Source organism: Micromonospora sp. CMU55-4 (assembly GCF_011602315.1).
GTDB lineage: Bacteria > Actinomycetota > Actinomycetes > Mycobacteriales > Micromonosporaceae > Micromonospora > Micromonospora chalcea.
Map to the genome: position 1 here is coordinate 163,000 of NZ_JAAOLH010000003.1, position 18,136 is coordinate 181,135.

The 18,136-nt window shown below is 74.8% G+C and carries 19 protein-coding genes; 11 read left to right on the plus strand and 8 right to left on the minus strand.

The window, feature by feature from the left end; translation table 11 throughout:
• Window positions 1-410 precede the first annotated feature (410 nt).
• From HA073_RS30530 to HA073_RS06955, 10 genes are all read left to right on the plus strand, one after another.
• Window positions 411-551 carry a hypothetical protein gene (locus HA073_RS30530; RefSeq protein ID WP_231915426.1) on the plus strand — a complete coding sequence of 47 codons (141 nt, stop codon included), beginning with the start codon at window positions 411-413 and terminating at the stop codon, window positions 549-551.
• On the plus strand, window positions 551-1,309 hold the full coding sequence (locus HA073_RS06915; RefSeq protein ID WP_069088535.1) for a hypothetical protein: 759 nt from the start codon (window positions 551-553) through the stop codon (window positions 1,307-1,309). Before HA073_RS30530 ends, HA073_RS06915 begins: the two co-directional genes overlap by 1 nt.
• Window positions 1,310-1,418: 109 nt before the next feature.
• A complete protein-coding gene (locus HA073_RS06920) occupies window positions 1,419-2,990 on the plus strand; it encodes a phage baseplate assembly protein V (protein WP_166455930.1) in 1,572 nt (523 codons plus the stop codon).
• A complete protein-coding gene (locus tag HA073_RS06925) occupies window positions 2,990-3,328 on the plus strand; it encodes a hypothetical protein (protein ID WP_166455931.1) in 339 nt (112 codons plus the stop codon). The genes HA073_RS06920 and HA073_RS06925 overlap by 1 nt, the downstream gene beginning before the upstream one ends.
• Complete coding sequence (locus HA073_RS06930; protein ID WP_064445742.1) at window positions 3,325-3,765, plus strand: GPW/gp25 family protein; 441 nt, start codon at window positions 3,325-3,327, stop codon at window positions 3,763-3,765. The genes HA073_RS06925 and HA073_RS06930 overlap by 4 nt, the downstream gene beginning before the upstream one ends.
• Entirely contained in the window at window positions 3,762-6,386 is a 2,625-nt protein-coding gene (locus tag HA073_RS06935) for a putative baseplate assembly protein (RefSeq protein WP_166455932.1), read from the plus strand. Before HA073_RS06930 ends, HA073_RS06935 begins: the two co-directional genes overlap by 4 nt.
• Entirely contained in the window at window positions 6,367-7,002 is a 636-nt protein-coding gene (locus HA073_RS06940) for a phage tail protein (RefSeq protein ID WP_166455933.1), read from the plus strand. Before HA073_RS06935 ends, HA073_RS06940 begins: the two co-directional genes overlap by 20 nt.
• Window positions 6,999-7,919 (plus strand): hypothetical protein, encoded by a 921-nt coding sequence (locus tag HA073_RS06945; RefSeq protein WP_113972860.1) that lies wholly within the window; start codon window positions 6,999-7,001, stop codon window positions 7,917-7,919. The genes HA073_RS06940 and HA073_RS06945 overlap by 4 nt, the downstream gene beginning before the upstream one ends.
• On the plus strand, window positions 7,916-8,392 hold the full coding sequence (locus HA073_RS06950; protein WP_104114122.1) for a hypothetical protein: 477 nt from the start codon (window positions 7,916-7,918) through the stop codon (window positions 8,390-8,392). Before HA073_RS06945 ends, HA073_RS06950 begins: the two co-directional genes overlap by 4 nt.
• A gap of 18 nt (window positions 8,393-8,410) precedes the next feature.
• Window positions 8,411-9,175, plus strand: a complete 765-nt coding sequence (locus HA073_RS06955; protein ID WP_166455934.1) for a hypothetical protein — start codon at window positions 8,411-8,413, stop codon at window positions 9,173-9,175.
• Here HA073_RS06955 and HA073_RS06960 read toward each other — a convergent pair.
• From HA073_RS06960 to HA073_RS06995, 8 genes are all read right to left on the minus strand, one after another.
• Window positions 9,168-9,782 (minus strand): bifunctional 4-hydroxy-2-oxoglutarate aldolase/2-dehydro-3-deoxy-phosphogluconate aldolase, encoded by a 615-nt coding sequence (locus HA073_RS06960; RefSeq protein ID WP_166455935.1) that lies wholly within the window; start codon window positions 9,780-9,782, stop codon window positions 9,168-9,170. The genes HA073_RS06955 and HA073_RS06960 overlap by 8 nt on opposite strands.
• Window positions 9,779-10,729 carry a sugar kinase gene (locus tag HA073_RS06965; RefSeq protein ID WP_309227993.1) on the minus strand — a complete coding sequence of 317 codons (951 nt, stop codon included), beginning with the start codon at window positions 10,727-10,729 and terminating at the stop codon, window positions 9,779-9,781. The genes HA073_RS06960 and HA073_RS06965 overlap by 4 nt, the downstream gene beginning before the upstream one ends.
• 29 nt (window positions 10,730-10,758) lie before the next feature.
• Window positions 10,759-11,601 (minus strand): PmoA family protein, encoded by an 843-nt coding sequence (locus HA073_RS06970; protein WP_166455937.1) that lies wholly within the window; start codon window positions 11,599-11,601, stop codon window positions 10,759-10,761.
• Window positions 11,598-12,206, minus strand: a complete 609-nt coding sequence (locus HA073_RS06975) for a hypothetical protein (protein ID WP_166455938.1) — start codon at window positions 12,204-12,206, stop codon at window positions 11,598-11,600. The genes HA073_RS06970 and HA073_RS06975 overlap by 4 nt, the downstream gene beginning before the upstream one ends.
• A complete protein-coding gene (locus tag HA073_RS06980; protein ID WP_104114116.1) occupies window positions 12,203-13,072 on the minus strand; it encodes a carbohydrate ABC transporter permease in 870 nt (289 codons plus the stop codon). Before HA073_RS06980 ends, HA073_RS06975 begins: the two co-directional genes overlap by 4 nt.
• Complete coding sequence (locus tag HA073_RS06985) at window positions 13,069-14,049, minus strand: carbohydrate ABC transporter permease (protein ID WP_064445732.1); 981 nt, start codon at window positions 14,047-14,049, stop codon at window positions 13,069-13,071. Before HA073_RS06985 ends, HA073_RS06980 begins: the two co-directional genes overlap by 4 nt.
• A 21-nt stretch (window positions 14,050-14,070) precedes the next feature.
• Window positions 14,071-15,414, minus strand: a complete 1,344-nt coding sequence (locus HA073_RS06990; protein WP_043323559.1) for an ABC transporter substrate-binding protein — start codon at window positions 15,412-15,414, stop codon at window positions 14,071-14,073.
• Window positions 15,415-15,511: 97 nt separating this feature from the next.
• A complete protein-coding gene (locus tag HA073_RS06995) occupies window positions 15,512-16,558 on the minus strand; it encodes a LacI family DNA-binding transcriptional regulator (RefSeq protein ID WP_043323558.1) in 1,047 nt (348 codons plus the stop codon).
• Window positions 16,559-16,799: 241 nt separating this feature from the next.
• On the opposite strand from HA073_RS06995, the gene HA073_RS07000 reads away from it, so the two are divergent.
• Window positions 16,800-18,128, plus strand: coding sequence for a Gfo/Idh/MocA family protein (locus HA073_RS07000; RefSeq protein WP_064445730.1), 1,329 nt, complete (start codon window positions 16,800-16,802; stop codon window positions 18,126-18,128).
• Window positions 18,129-18,136 lie beyond the last annotated feature (8 nt).

The window sequence follows — 18,136 nt, forward strand, 5'->3', positions numbered from 1 at the left end:
GGCCCTCACCGTCCGAGCGCAGGCCCGGCCCCGACCGGGTGGACCCGCTCCGGAACCTCCCACAGGTCGACCGGGGCCGGCCGACGCGCAGGGACGACATCGCCGGAGCGGACGTGCCGTCCGGTCGAGGGGACATGCCCCCGCTCGCCTTCGCGGCTGCGCCACCGTCGTTGCCGCGTGGACCGGCCGCACGCATCAAGGGCGGTCGAACCGGATCAACGAACGGTCGCAACGGGACAAGGGACGGATCCGTCGCCCAGTACCCGGGGCGCGCCGCCGGCCTGCCGTACCCGGGCGGACACGACCCGGCGTCCGGGGAGAGGCAGGGGCGGTGGCCCGCGCGTCCCACGTACAGCAACCCGTGGCCGGCCCTGCCGGACGGTTCCGACCCGACCCGCACGACGGGCCACGTGGCGACCGGGATGGCCGAGGGCGGCGGGACGCACGCGGATCCGTGGCCGGCGCTCCCGGCCGAACCGGCCTGGCCCGCCCCGCAGCCCACGCGGTGGAGCGACACGGCCCGGCTGGACCGGGAACAGGCGGGTGACTGATGGAGCGCGTGGCCTTCCTCGTGGACGAGTCCGGCACCCGGGTCGACTGCCTGCTCAACCCGGAGACCGTGCAGGTGACCCGGCTGGCCGGGGTACGCCCGCGCGGCGGACCGGACGGGCCGCTGACCGGCGCCGGGCTGGCCGACGACCCGCTGGTCTTCACCGGCGGCGGGCGTACCGAACTGGTCCTGGATCTGCTCTTCGACGTCGACTTCGTGGAGTCGCCGGCCCGGCCGGAGGACGTCCGCGCGCTGACCCGGCCGTTGTGGATGCTGGCGGAGAACTCGGCGGTCGAGCACGGCTGGCTGCGCCCGCCGCTGGTCCGCCTGGTCTGGGGCAAGACCTGGAACGTCCCGGGCGTGATCACCGCGATCGCGGAACGCTTCGACGCGTTCACCCTCACCGGTACGCCCCGGCGCTCCTGGCTGCGGCTGAAGCTGGTCCGCGTCGCGGAGGGCGCGGAGGCGGCGCGCGCCGGGTTCGAGGAGGAACTGGCCGCGGCGAGCACACCCGCTGTCGCGCCCGGGTCGGCGGTGGTCGCCGCCGCCGACGGCGCGGCCGAGCCGGGCTGGTCCGGGGTGCGCTTCGACCTGCTCGCCCACGACGCGCTGGGCTCGCCGCTGCGCTGGCGTCTGCTCGCCGAGCACAACCGGATCACCGACCCGCTCACCGTGCCCGCCGGCACCGCGCTCGCCGTCCCTCCGGCCGGCGCCGCCACCGTCGCGCCGGACGCCGTCACCGCGGGAGGCGCCCCGTGACCCGCCACGCGACCGGCGCCTCGTGCCGCCCCGCTACCGCGAGCACGACTCCCCTGAGCGGCGACGCGACAAGAAGCGCCGCGCGGCCTGCGACCGCCGGGGGTGCGCCGTGAGCCGGGCCGCCCTGGTCACGGTCGACGGGCGACCGCTGGCCGACCCGGCCCGGCTGCGCGGCATCCGCGTCGCCGCCCGCCTCGACCGCCCGGCACAGTGCGAGCTGACCCTCGCCGCCGCCCCCGGCGCGGGTCCGCTCGACCCTCCGGTACGCCCCGGCGCCGCCCTCGACGTCCGCCTCGACGGGCAGGCGGAGGCGCTGTTCACCGGCGAGGTGACAGCAGTCGAGCGGGAGTACGCCGGTGACGGCGCCGCGCTGGCCCGGATCCGGGCGTACGACCCGCTGCACCGGCTGCGCAAGCGGCAGGAGCTGCGCGTGTTCGAGTCGGTGACCGCCGCCGAGCTGGCCGCCGACCTGTGCGCCGGGCTGGGGTTGAGCGTGGCGGCCGAGGACGACGGGCCGCGCCTGGACCGGCTGCTCCAGCACCGGCACACCGACCTGGATCTGCTGTGCGAGGTGGCCGGTCGCGCCGGGCTGCACCTCGGCGTGGACGGTGACCGGTTGCGGCTGTGCACGCTGGCCGGCTACGGGGAGCCGCTGCCGTTGACGCTCGGCGAGACGGTGCACGCGCTGCGGATCACCGAGAACCTGGACCGGGCGGGCGCGGAGTGCGCAGTGCTCGGCTGGCACCCGCAGCGCGCCGAGCCGCTGAGCCAGCGCGCGGACGAGGCGCGCAGCGGGCGGCGCATCCCGCTGCGCCCGGACCCGGGCGACGTGGGCGCGGACGGCGTGCGTACCGCTGTGGACCAGCCGGGCCGCAGCGACGACGAGCTGGCCGCGCTGGCCCAGGCCGGGCTGGACGCCCGGGTGGCGGCGCTGGTCACCGCCGAGGGCACCGCGGAGGGCGACCCGGCGCTGCGGCCGGGCCGGCGGATCGCGCTGGCCGGCGTCCCGGAGCCGCTGGCCGGGGTGTACGTGCTCACCGAGGTGGTGCACACGGTGGACGCCGACGGGCACCTGACCCGGTTCTCCACGGTGCCGCCCGGCCCGCCGCCGTCGGCCGCGCCCCCGGCGGCGACTGTCACGCTCGGCACCGTCACCGACGTCGACGACCCGGACGGGCTGGGCCGGGCCCGGGTGACGCTCCCCGCGTACGGCGATCTGGACGCCGGCTGGCTCGCGGTGCTCTGCCCGGGCGCGGGCCGGGGCAAGGGGATCGTCGCGCTGCCCGATCCGGACGACACCGTGCTGGTGGCGCTGCCCGGCGGCGAGCCGGCCTCGGGCGTGGTGCTCGGTTCGCTGTTCGGCGCGGTCGAGCCGTACGACACCGGGATCGTGTCCGGCCGCTCGCGCCGCTGGTCGATGCGGACCGGCACCGGGCAGTCCATCGTGATCGACGACGACGGGCGGACGCTGCGCCTGGCCACCGACGCGGGCAGCTTCGTCGAGCTGCGCCCCGAGCTGACCACCGTGCACGCCGCCGGTGACCTGGTGCTCTCCGCGCCCGGCCGGGCCGTCGTGGTACGCGGCCGCACCGTCGACTTCCTGCACGCCCCGGCGGCCGAGGACGCCGAGACCGCCGCCGCGCGGGCCCGTACGCTCGCCCGTTCCGCCGGAGGTGGCTGATGCGCTGGATCCACCGCGACTCGCTGATCACCTGCGGACACGACGGGCGGGTGAGCAACCGCCCGTCCCAGCAGTGGGTCACGGTCCAGGCCGTGCCGGTGCTGATCCGCCCCGACCCGGAGGGGCGCGACATCACCGCCTGCCCGAACTACGGCCCGACGATCAAACCGTGCCTGCACACGCTGACCGTGACAGTGGGTTACAGCACGTGGGTGCGGGTGGACCGGCAGCCGGTGGTGCTGTCACACCTGGACGGCCTCACCGACGGCACCCCGCCGGGCACCGTGCACCACCAGGTCCGCGACGTGCGGCAGGGGTTCCTGGGGGCGGACGCATGAGGGCCTTCCGCTTCGTCGGCGCCGGCTTCGACGCCGGCCGCGCCGGTGGTCTCGCGCTCACCGCCGCAGGCTCGCTCGCCATGACCGACGGCGACGAGACGGTACGCCAGGCGCTGTACCTGCTGCTGTCCACCACGCCCGGGGAGCGGCTGATGCGTCCCGGGTACGGGTCGCGGCTGCACCGGCTCGTCTTCGCGCCGAACGACGACACCACCGCCGGGCTGGCGATCCACTACGTGCGGCAGGCGATCCGGCGCTGGGAGCCCCGGGTCGAGGTGCTCGATGTGGACGCCGGCCCCGACCCGGACGACCCGTGGCGTCTGGTGATCCGGCTGGACTACCGGGTGCGGGCCAGCCTCTCCCCCGGCCACCTGGTGTTCTCCGTCGACCTGCTGCCCGCCGACGAGGAAACCGGAGACGAGGAGGGCACGTCATGACGCTGCCGGTGCCGCACCTGGACGACCGCGCCTTCCTCGACCTGGTCACCGAGGCGCGGGAACGCATCGCCCGGTCCTGCCCGGACTGGACCGACCTGTCCGCGCACGACCCGGGCATGGCGCTGGTGGAGGCGTTCGCGTACCTGACCGAGGTGATGATCTACCGGCTGAACCAGTTGCCGGAGAAGGCGTACGTGGCGTTCCTGAACCTGCTCGGCGTCACCCGGCATCCACCGGCGGCGGCCTGGGCGGACGTGCGCCTGACCCGTACCGGCCCGGACCGCGGCCCGGTGCGGGTGCCGGCCGGCACCCGGGTCGCCGCGGCCCGCGGCGCGGACCCCCGGCCGGTCGTCTTCGTGACCACCGAACCGGCGGTGCTGCCCGCCGGGGAGACCACGACGACGGTACGTGTGCACCACTGCGAGCCGGTCGAGGCGGAGCTGCTGGGCACCGGCACCGGGCAGCCCGGTCAGGTGTTGCGGGCCGGCCGTGCGCCGCTGACCCGTACCACCGAGGCGCTTGATCTGCTGCTCGGGGTGGAGGTGCCGGCCGGTTCGGTGGAGCTGGGCGCGGCCGCCCGCGAGCACGAGGGGCGCACGTACGAGATCTGGCGGCCGGTGGACAGCTTCGCCGGTGTCGGCCCGCAGGCGAAGGTCTACCTGGTGGACCGGGCCTCCGGGGTGGTCACGTTCGCCCCGGCGCTGGACCTGCGCCCGGACACCGAAGCCGCTCCGGCCGTCGAGGGGGCGGCCGGGGCGACCACTGTGGCGGCGGTGCCGCCGGCCGGACGGCAGGTGCGGCTCTGGTACCGCTGCGGCGGCGGACCGGCCGGGAACGTCGCGGCGGGCGTGCTGACCAGCCTGCGCGACCCGCTGCCGGGGGTGCGGGTGGACAACCCGGAGCCGGCCACCGGTGGGCGGGAACTGGAGTCGCTGGAGTCGGTGCTGGCGCGCGGGCCGTACGAGTTCTTCGCCCAGCAGCGCGCGGTGACCGCCCGGGACTTCGAGATCCTGGCCACCGGCTCCGGGGCGGTGGCGCGGGCGCGGGCGTTCACCCGGGCCGCCGTCTACAGCTTCGCCCGGCCCGGCGAGGTCGAGGTGGTGCTGGTGCCGTACGTGCCGGACGCGGCCCGCCCCGGCGGCCGGCTGCCGGTGGCGGTGCTGCGCGAGCACGAGGTGGAGGAGGCCCGCCGCCGGGTCGAGGCCGACCTGGAACGCCGCCGTGCCCTGGGTACGGCGGTGCGGGCCGGCTGGGCCCGGTACAAAGCGGTGTCGATCAGGGCCCGGGTGGTGGTGCGCCGCGAGGAGGACGTGGACGCGGTGCGCCGCCGCATCCACGACCGGCTGCACCAGACGCTCAGCCCGCTGCCGACGCCGCTGAACCCGGCCGGCTGGGCGTTCGGCGAGCCGCTGCGCGCCTCCAACGTGTACCGGATGCTGGAGCACGCCGAGCCGGGCGTGCGCTACGTCGAGTCGGTGCGGTTCGTGGTCGACGAGGCGCCGGACGCGCAGGTACGGACCGTGGCGGTGGACCAGTACCAGGCCGACACCTGGTACGCCGGCGGCGGCCCGGTGCTGTTCCGCTCCACCAACGCGGGGGCGGGCTGGGAACCGGCCGGCCGGTTCGACGACGAGACAGTGGTGCGGGTGGTGCCCGCGCCCGCCCCGGTCCGCCCCGGCGTGGTCCCCCGGGCCGGTTCGGTGGCGGTGGTGACGGCCCGCGCCGCCGGCGGCTCCCGGGTCCGGCTGAGCACCGACCTGGGTGAGACGTGGACGCTGCTGACCGACCTCGACTCCGGCGTCCGCGATCTGGCCTGGATCGACCGGGACGGCACCGGCGCGCTGCTGCTGGCCACCGACGCGGGCCTGTACGAGGTGCCGCTGCTACCCGGCGCGGTGCCGTTGCAGATCCTGGTCGACCCGGCCGACGCCGACCGGGGCTTCTACGCGGTGCGCGCGTTCGTCTCCGAGCGCGGCGCACCAGGGGTCGCGGTCGCCGCGCAGGCCGGATTCGGCGTCTACCTGTCCACCGCGGCCGGGCGGCCCGGCACGTTCGCCCACGTCGGCCTCGCCAACGTCGACAACCGGATCCTCGCCGTCCAGTACGACGGCCCGGCCACGCTGCTGTGGTGCGGCGCGGGCGAGCCGGACCCGAAGAAGCCCGGCCAGGGCTGCCACCGCACCCGGCTGTTCGAGTCGGACGTGAAGTGGCAGTCGATGGCGTCCGGCTGGATCGGCGGCACCTGCCGCGACCTGGCGTTCAGCGGCCCGCTCGCGCTCGCCGCGACGCAGAGCGGCGGCGTGGTCCGCCTCGACACGCTCGCCGGGCAGCCGCAGTGGTCGCCCGTGATGGTCAACTGCGGCCTGCCGCTGCGGGACCGCACCCGGTTCGTCCCGGTCGACGCCATCGCCGCCACCGCGCCCACCGGCACCTCCGGCGCCGGGCGGCTGGTGCTCGCCGGCGGCGAGCGCGGCGTGTTCCGCAGCGGCGACGGCGAGAACTGGACGGCGAGCGCCAACCAGGCCACCGCCGACGTGGTCACCGTCCCCGGCACCTGGCTGCTCTGCTCCGGCGAGCACGACATCGAGGTGGTGCGGCAGGATGCGCCGAGCGGCGATTGAGCGGCTGCTGCCGGCCGCGTACCAGCGGGCCGCCGGCCCGGGCAGCGTGCTGGGCGCGCTGCTGGACGTGATGGAGGCGCTGCACGCCCCGGACGAGGTGGTGCTCGCCGACGTCGACGCGCTGTTCGGGCCGTACCGGACGCCGGACGGGTTCGTGGCGTACCTGACCCGCTGGGTGGCGATGGACCACGTGGTCGCCGCGCCCCGCGCCGACGCGCCGCTGCCGTTGCCGGCGGGCCGGCTGCGGGACCTGGTGGCGCACGGCGCGCTGCTGGCCCGGTGGCGCGGCACCCCGTACGGCATGCGGACCGCGCTGGAGCTGGCCACCGGCGTGACCGGGTTCGTGCTGGACGAACCGCCGGACCGGCCGTTCCACCTGGTGGTGCGGGTGCCACCGGCCGCCGCCGACCGGCTCGCGCTGGTCACCCGCATCGTCGAGGCGGAGAAACCGGCGGCGGTCACCGTCGAGGTCGTCACCGGGGACCCGCCCGCCCCGGGCCCGCCGCCCACGCCCGAGCCGGACGATGCCGAGCCCGCCGCCGGGGTGGCGACGGTGCGCGCGGTCGGCCGGGCGCACGTACCCGCACCCCACGATCCGCCCGAGGAGCCGTCATGACCACCGAATGGACAGTCGTCGCCGCCGCCGAACAGTTCACCCTGGACGCCCGCAACAGCGGTGAGCTGACGTTCACCGTGTCGAACCCGGGCACCGCGCCGGACACCGTCGTCTTCGACGTCGCGCCCGGCGAGGGCAGCCAGCGGGCCTGGTTCACCGTGGCCGAGCCGCAGCGGGTGGTGCCCGGGCAGGGCTCGGTGTCGTTCCTGGTACGCCTGGCCGTGCCGCCCGGCACGCCGCCCCGGCGCTACGACATGACCGGGTTCGCGTACTCGGCGAACACCGCGCCGGAGGAGAGTTCCCGCTCCAGCGGCCGGGTCACGTACGACGTGCGGGCCGTCGTACCCCCGAAGCGCACGCCGTGGCCGTGGATCGCGGCCGCCGCGGCGCTGGTGCTGGTCGTGGCCGGGGTGGTGGCCTGGCTGGTGACCCGCGGACCGGACACCCCCGCGCCGCCGCAGGCCGACGCGGTGACCGTGGAGGCGGAGACGCTGGTCTCCGGCGCGACGGTGCAGTCCACCACCGGCGCGAAGGCGGACGTGGTGGCGCAAAAGAACTGCTGCGACGTGGTGTGGTCCGGCGACGCCCAGCTGTTCTTCCTGGGCCGGGGCGTCGGCGACCGGGTCACCGTGCAGGTGGACCTGCCGTCCGACGGCACCTGGCGGTTCTCCACCGTGCGGACCACGTCGTTCGACTACGCGAACACGATCTGGCTGGTCGACGGCCGGCAGGTCGGCGACACGTTCTTCGGGTTCACCCCGACGGTGGTCCGCACCGACGAGGTGGACGTGGGGACCCTGGAGCTGACCCGCGGCCCGCACAAGCTGACGCTCGTGGCGGTGAGCAAGACGCAGGGCACCGACAGGTACTTCGCCGGGGTGGACGAGATCCGCTTCACGCCCGTCGTCCGGCCATGACCACCAGGCAGAAGGTGCTGCTGGTGGCGGTGGCAGTGCTGCTGGTGGCGCTGTACGTGGTGGCGGTGGCCGGACGCCGCGACGACAGGGGCGACCCGGCGGCCGGGCCGGGCGCGCTGGCCCGGCTGGGACGCGGGTCCGGGACGGTCGACCCGGCGACGGTGGCGGTGAACTGCCTGCCGCCTGCCGCCGAACCGGCCACCACCGCCGACGGGGTGACGCTCACCTTCGGCACGGTGTGCCGGCTGCGGGTGGCCGACCCGGGCGCGCTGCGCACGCTGGTGCTGCGCGGCACGACACCGTTCGAGGTGACCGCCCGCGCGCCGGGCGACGCGGACGTCACGGTCACCGACGAGGTCGCCCCGGACGCGGACGGCCCGGCGGCGGCGAAGGTGGCGGTGGACCGGGAGACCGAGGTGCTCCTGCGGTGTCCGGGAGGTGGCGGATGTTCGGTCACGCTGGCCCGGTCCTGACCGGGACGGAGACGCGGCATGGGTGAGTTGCGCAAGCCGTTCCTGCTGCTGGCGTTGCTCGCGGTGGCGCTCGTGGTCGGCGTGGAGCTGGGCGCGGCGGCGCTGACCGGCGGCGGCGACGCGAGCGGCGCGCTGCGGGAGCGCGCCGGGCGGCTCGGCGTCGAGCTGGGCGACGTCGGCGCGGTGTCCGAGCCGTCCGGCCGGGGCATCGGCTACCTGGCGCTGATCGACGTGGTGGCGCTCTGGACGACCGGGCTGTTCTGCCTGAGCCTGGTGCTGCCGGACCGGGTGCAGGGCCGGGTGCAGGGCGTGGCCACGCTCGTCTTCTCGATCGTGCTGCTGCTGGTGTCGCTGGTCCTGCTGGTCGTCGCGTTCGTCGAGCTGACGGTGATGGTGTCGCTGTTCCTGGCGCCGCCGTTCGGCACGCTGGCGTACCTCGCGGTGTGGGGGTTCTTCCCGGTCGGCGACGCGGCGGTGCTGCTCGGGCTGGCGCTGCTGCTCAAACTGGTCTGGGCCGGGCTGCTGCTCGCCGCCCAGCCCCGGTTCCTGCGCAACAAGGGCCTCGTCGCGCTGGTGCTGACCACGCTGCTGTGCACAGTGGCGCTGCAGTTCCTGCACGGCCTGGTGCCGGTGATCCTGGTCAGCATCCTGGACGACCTGGGCGCCGTGGTGTTCGCGGTGGTGGCGCTGATCTGGGCGCTGGTGCTGCTGATCGGGTCGATCCCGGCGATCGTGAAGGCGATCCGGACCACCGCCACCACGTCCGGCCGTACCGTCACCTGACCGCGCCGCCGGCCGCGAGCGTGGCCAGGCGCGGCAGTTGCGCCGGGTCGGTGAGCGCCGACCCGACCGCCACCACGCGCGCCCCGGCGGCGAGGAAGTCACCCGCGTTGCCGGCGTCGACGCCGCCGGTGGCCACGAACCGGGCCTCCGGCAGCGGCCCGGCGACCGCCCGGAACCAGGCCGGGCCGAGGCTGACCGCCGGGAACGCCTTGAGCCACACCAGGCCGTGGTCGAGCGCCCGCTGCGCCTCGGTCGGGGTGGCCACGCCGGGCAGGTGCGGCATGCCGAGACCGGCCGCCGCGTCGGCCACCGCCAGATCCAGGCCCGGCGCCACCGTGAACGCCGCCCCGGCGGCCACCGCGTCGTGGACCTGCGCCGGGGTACGCACGGTGCCCGCGCCGACGATCCGGTCCCGCCGCCGCCCGGCCGTCACCGCGGCGCGCAGCGCCGGCACCGCTTCCGGGGTACGGATGGGCACCTCCACCACGGCGATGCCGAGATCCCAGGCCAGTTCCGCCAGCCGGACCGTCTCGTCGACAGGCAGGTCGCGCAGGATCACCATCACCCGCGCGTCGCCGAACAGTGCCTCGAAGTCGTGCCCGCTCATCTCCCACTCCCTCCCCTGACCTGCGCGGTCCACATCGTCTCCGGCAGCGCCAGCGCCCGCGCGATCGTCTCCGGGTCCGGCGGCGGCGCGGTGTCGCCCGGCACGACCAGCACCGGCGCGGCGGTCAGGTGCCCCAGCCGCAGACAGGCGCGCAGGTCCAGGCCGCGCAGCAGCCCGGACAGGAACCCGGCGGCGAACGCGTCACCCGCGCCGACCGGCTCCACCACGTCCACCGGCAGCGCCGGCACGAACACCGCCGGCCCGGTACGCGGCAGCGCCGTCGCGCCGACCGGCCCGTCCTTGACCACCACCAGTTCCGGGTCGGGCAGCAGGGCACGAACGTCGGCCGGATCGTCCGCAGCCCACAGTCCGGCCGCCTCGTCCAGCCCGACCAGCACCACGTCGGCGCGGTCGGCCAGGCCGCGCAGGACCGGGGCGGCCCGGTCGGCGGGCCAGAGCGCCGGGCGGTGGTTCACGTCGAAGCTGACCCGGGCACCCGGTAGCGCGCGCCCGTCCAGCGCTGATACGAGCAGGTCACGGCAGGTGCCGGAGAGCGCCGCGGTGATCCCGGACAGGTGCAGCAGGCGTGCCCCGGCCAGCCCGGGACGCGCGAGGTCGGCGGCACCGAGGCGGCTCGCGGCCGACCCGGCGCGGTGGTAGTGCACGCGGGTGCCGTACGGCCCCGGATCCTTCAGGTAGAGCCCGGTCGGCGCGTCCGGGTCCACGGTGACCAGGCTGACGTCCACGCCCGCGGCGGCGACCTCGGCCACCACCCGCCGCCCGAACGGGTCGTCGCCGACCCGGCTCACCCACGCCGCGCGGTGCCCGAGCCGGGCCAGCCCGGCCGCCACGTTCGACTCCGCGCCGCCCACGCCGACGGTCAGCCGCGCCGCGCGCTCCAGCGACCCGCCGTCGTCAGGGGCGAGCACCACCATCGTCTCGCCCACGCAGACCACCTCCGGCCCGCCCGCCGGGCTCACGGCGTCACCCCCAGGCGGGCCGACACGTCGTCCGGGTCCAGGTGGCCGTCGGCGACCAGCACCCGGTGCCGGTTGTGCCGGGGCCGGCTGGCCGCGACCACCGTCGGGGTGTCGAACGCGTACGCGACGCAGACGCCCGGGTACATGGCGGTGCGTACGAACCACCTGTCACCGGGCCCCAGACCGGTGAACACCAGCGTGTACGCGCCACCGCCGGGCGCGGAGGCGGACAACGCCAGCCAGGGCGCGGCCGAGCCGTTCACCGCCTCCTCGCCCGCCGCCTCGGCGGTGCGCACCCGCGCTTCCCCGTCGGCCAGGGCACGCCAGAAGAAGCCGCCGTAGCCGGCACCGCCCGGGCGGCCGTTCGTGGCCGGGCTGCCCAGGCGCACGTCGGCGCCGGTGGCGGAGGTGAGCGTGGCGGACAGGTCCAGCCACCAGGCGTCCTCCCCGGCCGGGGTGGCGGTGATCCGCCGGTGCTCGCGCAGCAGCACCCGGCCGTGCCGGTCCCGCCATTCCAGGTCGTGGTCCAGCCGGTCGGCGGTCCGCTCCCGCCAGCCGGTGTGCGCGATGACGCCGTGGTCGTCGCGCCAGGCGTAGCCGGTGCCGCGCACGTACGTCCGGCCGCCCCACAGGTTGACGCCGTCCACGTCCTGCACGGCCAGTGACGCGCCGAGGTGCCAGACGTGGTCGGCCGGGAGCGCGTCGGTGACCGGCGTGCCGGCCCGGGTCCGCACCGGATGCAGGTACGGCCGGGGCCCGTGGCGCGGGTCCAGCTCCGGCCGGACCAGGTACCGGGCCACCTCGACACCGTCCACCACCAGCCGGGGTTCGGCGGTCACGTCGGGTCCGGGGCGGGGACCGGGCGGCGGGCGTCGAGCGCGTGCAGCGCCGCGAGGGCGTACCCGCCGAGGATCGGCACCGCGACCGGCGTGACCAGCACGCCCAGCAGCACCGCGAGGGCGCAGATGCCGGAGGCGGCGGCCCACACGCCGGGGCGCTGCGGGCAGGTGCGGGCCACCTTACGGGCGGCGGACCGCCAGCCCCGGCCGCCGCTGCGCCCGACCGCGACGGTGACCAGGCCCGCGTACCCGAGCAGGACCGCGACCACGACGGCGGTGAGCGCGAGCGCGGGCCCGCCGCCGGGAACCCGGCCGGTGGCGAGCGCGAGCAGGTCGGCGGCGAGCAGCGCGACGGCGGCCAGGGCGACGGCGCTGACCGCCAGCCCGGCGGGCAGCGCGCGGCCGAACCGGGCCAGGCTGGTCCGCGCGTCGGGCCAGGAACCGGTGACCGACCTGTCGTGCAGCGCGGCACTGGCAGTGGCGAGCGCCGGGGCGAGCGTGAGCACCGGCAGCGCGGCCAGCGCCACGGCGAAGCCGAGCAGCGCCAGATCGGTCGCCTCGCGCAGCGTGTCCCGCCAGTCGCCACGGGCAGGCACGGCGGTCATCCCTTCAGCCCGCTGGTGTTGATGCCCTCGACGAGCATCCGCTGGAAGGCCAGGAAGAACAGGAACACCGGCAGCAGCGACAGCACCGACATGGCGAACATCGGGCCGACGGCGCTCTGGCTCGTCGAGTCGATGAACAGCGTCAGCGCCACCGGGACCGTGTAGTCCTCCAGGCTGGACAGGAACACCAGTTGCCGGAAGAAGTCGTTCCAGGTCCAGATGAACGAGAAGATCGCGGTGGTGACCAGCGCCGGGCGGCTCAGCGGCAGGATGACGTGCCGGAACACGCCGTACGGGGACGCGCCGTCGATGGTGGCCGCCTCGTCCAGCTCGCGCGGGATGCCGCGCATGAACTGCACCATGAGGAAGACGAAGAACGCCTCGGTGGCCAGGAACTGCGGCACCAGCAGCGGCAGGTACGGCCAGTCGCCGCCGACGAGGCCGAGGCTGCGGAACAGGATGTACTGCGGCACGATCAGCACGTGCCCGGGCAGCAGCAGCGTTCCGATCATGACGGTGAACCACAGCTTGCGCAGCCGGAACCGCAGCCGGCCCAGGGCGTACGCGGCGAGCAGGCAGGACAGCGCGTTGCCGACGACGGTGAGCCCGCTGACCAGCACACTGTTGAGGAAGAACCGGCCGAAGCTGATGTCGAAGTTGGTCCAGCCGTCGACGTAGTTGCCGGGGGTGAACACCTCCGGCAGCAGGCCGACGTTGTTGACGATCTCGGCTTGCGACTTGACCGAGGTGCCGAGCATCCAGAACAGCGGGTAGAGCACCACCGCGACGATCGCCACGAGCACGACCAGCCGCAGGACGTTGCGGCCGCTGCCCGGCCGGCGGCGGGCGACAGGAAGCGCCGTCATGAGTCGTCTCCGTCCGAGTAGTGCACCCAGAACCGGCCGGTGCTGAAGAAGACGGCGGTGACCACGCCGATCGCCACCAGGAACACCCACGCCATCGCCGACGCGTAGCCCATCTCCAGGTCGGTGAAGCCGGAGATGTAGAGCTTCAGCGTGTACATCAGGGTGGAGTCGACCGGGCCGCCGGTGCCGTTGCTGAGCACGAACGCGGCGGTGAAGCCCTGGAAGCCGTTGATGGTCTCCAGCACCAGGTTGAAGAAGATCACCGGGGAGAGCATGGGCAGGGTGACCGCGCGGAAGCGCCGCCACGCCCCGGCGCCGTCCACCGCCGCCGCCTCGTACAGCTCGGTGGGCACCTGCTTGAGCCCGGCCAGGAAGATCACCATGGGCGCGCCGAACTGCCAGATGGCCAGCACCATCAGCGTCTCCAGCGCCCAGTCCGGGTCGCTGACCCAGGGCAGCCCCTCGACGCCGAACAGGGCGAGGAACGAGTTGAACGCGCCGTCCCGGTTGAACATGTTGACCCAGACGATGGCCAGCGCGACGCTGCCGCCGAGCAGCGACGGCAGGTAGAACAGGCTGCGGAACAGCCCGACGCCGCGCCAGGCCCGGTTGAGCAGCAGCGCCACGCCGAGCGCGGCGGCCAGCTTCAGCGGCACCGCGATCAGCGCGAACGTCAGCGTGACCCGCACCGCGTGCCAGTACGACGGGTCGGCGGTGAACATCCGCTCGTAGTTGGCCAGCCCCACCCACCGCACCTCGGACAGCGGCGTGAGGATGTCGTAGTCGGTGAAGCTCAGCCAGAGCGACAGCAGCATGGGGATCGCCGTGACGCCCATCAGTCCGATGAGCCAGGGCGAGAGGAAGACGTACCCCGCCAGGCCCTCGCCGAGCCGGGCCCGGCCGGCCCGACGCCGCGTGGGGCGAGGGCCGGCCGGTCCGGTGCGCGGGGTCCGGCCGGGCGCCGTGGTGACAGCCACGGGACCGGTCCTTTCGTGTGGTCAGGCGATCGCGGACTTGCAGGCGGTGACGAACTGCTCGGCCGCCTGAGCCGGGGTGGCGCGGCCGTACTGCGCGTTCTCGGCGGCCTTGACCAGCTCGGACTTGACCTTGCTGTGCCCCTTGATCGGCACCTGGGGCGAGGCGCCGAACTTCTGCGCCAGGTCGGACTCGACCTGGATGGACTGCTTCATGGCCGGGTCGGTGGCGGTCTCGCTGACCTTGGCGCGCAGATCCATGTTCGACGGCAGACCACGGTCGGTGCCGAGCAGCGCGACCGCCTCCGGGTCGTTGTTCAGGAAGTTGATCACGTCGACGGCGACGTCCTTGTGCTTGCTGCCCTTGAACACCGACCAGTACATCGAGGCGCGCGCCCACTGCCCGCTCGGGTCACCCGGGTACGCGACCACGCCCAGCTCGTCCTTGGTGTTCTTCTTCAGGTCCGGCATCTGGTTGACCCACACCCAGGAGGTGGCCGACTTGCCGGTGACCACCAGCTGCTTGGTGATGTCGCTGGAGTTGCCCTCGTGGATGACATCCGGCTTCGGGGTGGCGCCCCGGTCCCGCGCGCCCTTCCACAGCTCGAACCACTTCGTCACGTCCTCGGCGGTGAAGCCGAGCTCCTTGCCGTTGTACAGGTCCTTGCCCTGCTGGCGCAGCCACACCCAGAGCGCCTTGTAGTCGGCGCTCGGGTCCTGAGTGCCGGGCACCTTCGTCTTCTTCGCCACCTGCTCGGCCCAGGCGATGTGCTCCTCCCAGCTCATCCCGGTGGTCGGCTCGGGCAGCCCGTTCTTTTGCAGCAGCGTCTTGTTGTAGACCAGGCCCTGGGTGTTCTCCCCGGCGGCCACCCCGGCGAGCTTGCCGTCGACCACGCCGTACTCCAGCAGGCTCTTGGGGAACTTCGACACGTCGAGCTTGCCGGAGTCCTGGTAGCTGCCCAGGTCGAGCGTGGTGCTGCGGCCGGCGTACTCGGCCAGGTAGTTGTCGTCGATCTGGAACAGGTCCGGCGGGTTGCCGCCGGCGGTGAGCGTGGCGAGCTTGTCGAAGTAGCCCTGGTTGGCCTGCCAGGTCTTCTCGAACGTCACGTCCGGGTGCTTCTTGGTGTAGAGGGCCAGGGCGTCCTCGGTGAGCTTGGCCCGGGCCTCACCGCCCCACCAGAAGACGGAGAGTTTGACCGGGCCGCCGTCGCCGCCGGCGTCGTCGTCGCCGCAGCCGGCCGCGCCCAGGGCGAGGGGCACGGCGAGCGCGACGGCGGCCAGGCCGCGCACGAGTCGGCGTCGGGTCAGAGGGGTACGGTGATGCCGCCCGGCGGGTGCGCCGGCGGTGGGGGACGTTGCGGGGTGCATCTGCGCTCACTCCTCGGCTGTGGGAGGCGACGACGTCACCGGCGGCCGTCCACGGGCCGCCCGGGTCCGCAGTGCTGTGCGGGCCCGGGCCACCTGCTCAGGCCCCGGTGCCGTCCCGGCCGGGCGCGGGGACGGGCCCGGTCGAGTCGCGGACGACCAGTTCGGTCTGGAGCATTACCTGTGCGGTGGTGCGACGGTCGCCGGCCGCCGCGCCCCGGCCCCGGGCGCCGCGTGGCGCGTCGGAGTCGAGTTGCAGCAGCATGTCGACGGCCGTCCGGCCGGCGGCCGCGGTCGGCGTGGCCACCGTCGTCAACTTGGGGCGGGTGAGCCGGCTCAGCGCGATGTCGTCGACGCCGACCACGCTCACGTCGTGCGGCACCCGCGTCCCGAGCGCGTCCAGCCCTTCGATCAGGCCGATCGCCATCAGGTCGTTGTAGGCGAGCACGGCGGTGACGCCGCTGCGGCGCACCTGTTCGGCCAGGGCGCCGCCGCCGGTCTCGGTGGGCTGGTTGGGTCCGAGGACGGTCAGCTCCGCTGAGCCGCTGCGGGCGGCGGCGGTAGCGGCGCGGCGCATCTCCCGGGCGGTCCACGAGCCGCGTGGGCCGCCGAGCAGCGCGATCCGGCGGTGGCCGAGCCCGAGCAGGTGCTCGATCGCGGCCCGGGCGCCCTGCCCGACGTCCATCATCACGCAGGGCAGGCCGGCGACCTGGCGGTTTATCACCACCACCGGGACCTCGCGGCTGACCTGCTCGATCAGGCTGTTGCTCATCCGGGGGCTGCACAGCAGCACGCCGTCGACCTGCTTGGCCAGCGCGTGGACCAGGTCCTCCTCGGCGACCGGGTCCTCGTTGGTGTCGGCGACGAACACGTGGTAGTCGCGGTGCCGGGCCTGCCCCTCCGCCGCCTTGATCAGCGGCGGGAAGAACGGGTTGGCGATGTCGGCCACGATCAGGCCGATGTTGTGCGTACGGCCGGTGATGAGGGCCCGGGCGGCCCGGTTGGGCCGGTAGCCGAGGTCCTCCGCGCAGGCCAGCACCCGGACCCGGGTCTCCGGGTTGACCAGGTGCGGGGCCGAGAACGTCCGGGACACGGTGGAGATGTGCACACCGGAGGCGCGGGCGACGTCCCGGATGGTGGCTGGCACGGCGGGCTCCCTCGTCCGATGTGGTGGGGGTCACGGGTGTCGCCCATTAATGCAAACGGTTGCGCCCGTGTCAACGGTCCATTGTTGCGGCTCGATTGCGGCGACGGTGCCGGTGGGCGCGCGAAACCTCATCAATGCGGATGGACAGGGCGGCTTGACCGCCATCCGTTGACGACGTATCCATCGTCGTGGTTTCTTCGGCTGCAAACCTTTGCAGCCGACTGCCGGGGAGGCCGACGTCATGTCACCACCGGCCCGGGAACGGGTCCGCCACGCCCTGGTCGGCGCCGGGGCGCGCGCCGAGATGTTCGTCCGCGCCCTGGCGCTCGACCACGCCGACACCGCCGAGCTGGTCGCGTTCGCCGACGTCAACCAGACGAGGATGGACGCGCACAACCGCTGGCTGGCCGAGCTGGGCCGGTCGCCGGTGCCCACGTACGCCGCCGCCGACTTCACCACCATGCTCGCCAAGGAACGCGTCGACGTGGCGCTGGTGACCAGCGTGGACGCCACCCACGACGAGTACGTGACGGCGGCGCTGCGCGCCGGCTGCGACGTGATCGTCGAGAAGCCCATGACGGTCGACGCGGAACGGTGCCGCCGCATCCTGGACGCGGTCGCCGAGACCGGCCGCCGCGTCACAGTCGCGTTCAACTACCGCTACAACCCGCTGCACGAGCAGGTCCGGCGGCTGCTCGCCGACGGCGCGGTGGGCGAGATCGGGTCGGTGCACTTCGAGTGGCTGCTCGACGTGCGCCACGGCGCCGACTACTTCCGCCGCTGGCACCGCGACAAGTCCGTCTCCGGCGGGCTGCTGGTGCACAAGTCCGGCCACCACTTCGACCTGGTCAACTGGTGGCTGGACGCGCGCCCGGTCGAGGTGCACGCGTACGGCAGGTTGTTCTTCTACGGCGCCCACGGCCGCCGGCACGGCTACGCCCGCGACTACGACCGGGCGCACGGCTCCCCCGCCGCCGACGGCGACCCGTTCGCGCTGCGCCTGGCCGACCACCCGCGACTGCGCGAGCTGTACCTCGACGCCGAGGCCGAGGACGGCTACCACCGCGACCGCAACGTCTTCGCCCCCGGCGTGACCATCGAGGACGACCTCGCGGTGCTCGCCCGCTACGACACCGGCGCGACCATGACCTACCACCTGACCGCGTACGCCCCCTGGGAGGGCTACCGGGTGATGGTCAACGGCAGCCGGGGCCGCCTGGAGCTGGAGGTGACCGAGAGCGACCACGTCAGCCCGTCCGTCGCCGGTGCACTGAAGGGCGCGGCGCTGCACGGCGACGAGGCCGCCGTCGAGCGGGGCGCGGCCCGGCTCACGCTGCGCCCGTTCTGGGCGCCGCCGGTCCAGATCCCGGTCGAGGGCTGGACCCGGCGCGGGCACGGCGGCGCGGACACCCGGATGACCCGGGTGCTGCTCGGCGGCGAACCCGACCCGCTCGGCCGGGCCGCCACCGCCCGCGACGGCGCGCTCGCGCTGCTCACCGGCCTGGCCGCCAACCGCTCGCTGGAGACCGGCGCCCCCACCCGCGTCGCCGACCTGCTCACCCTGCCCTGACCGAGGAG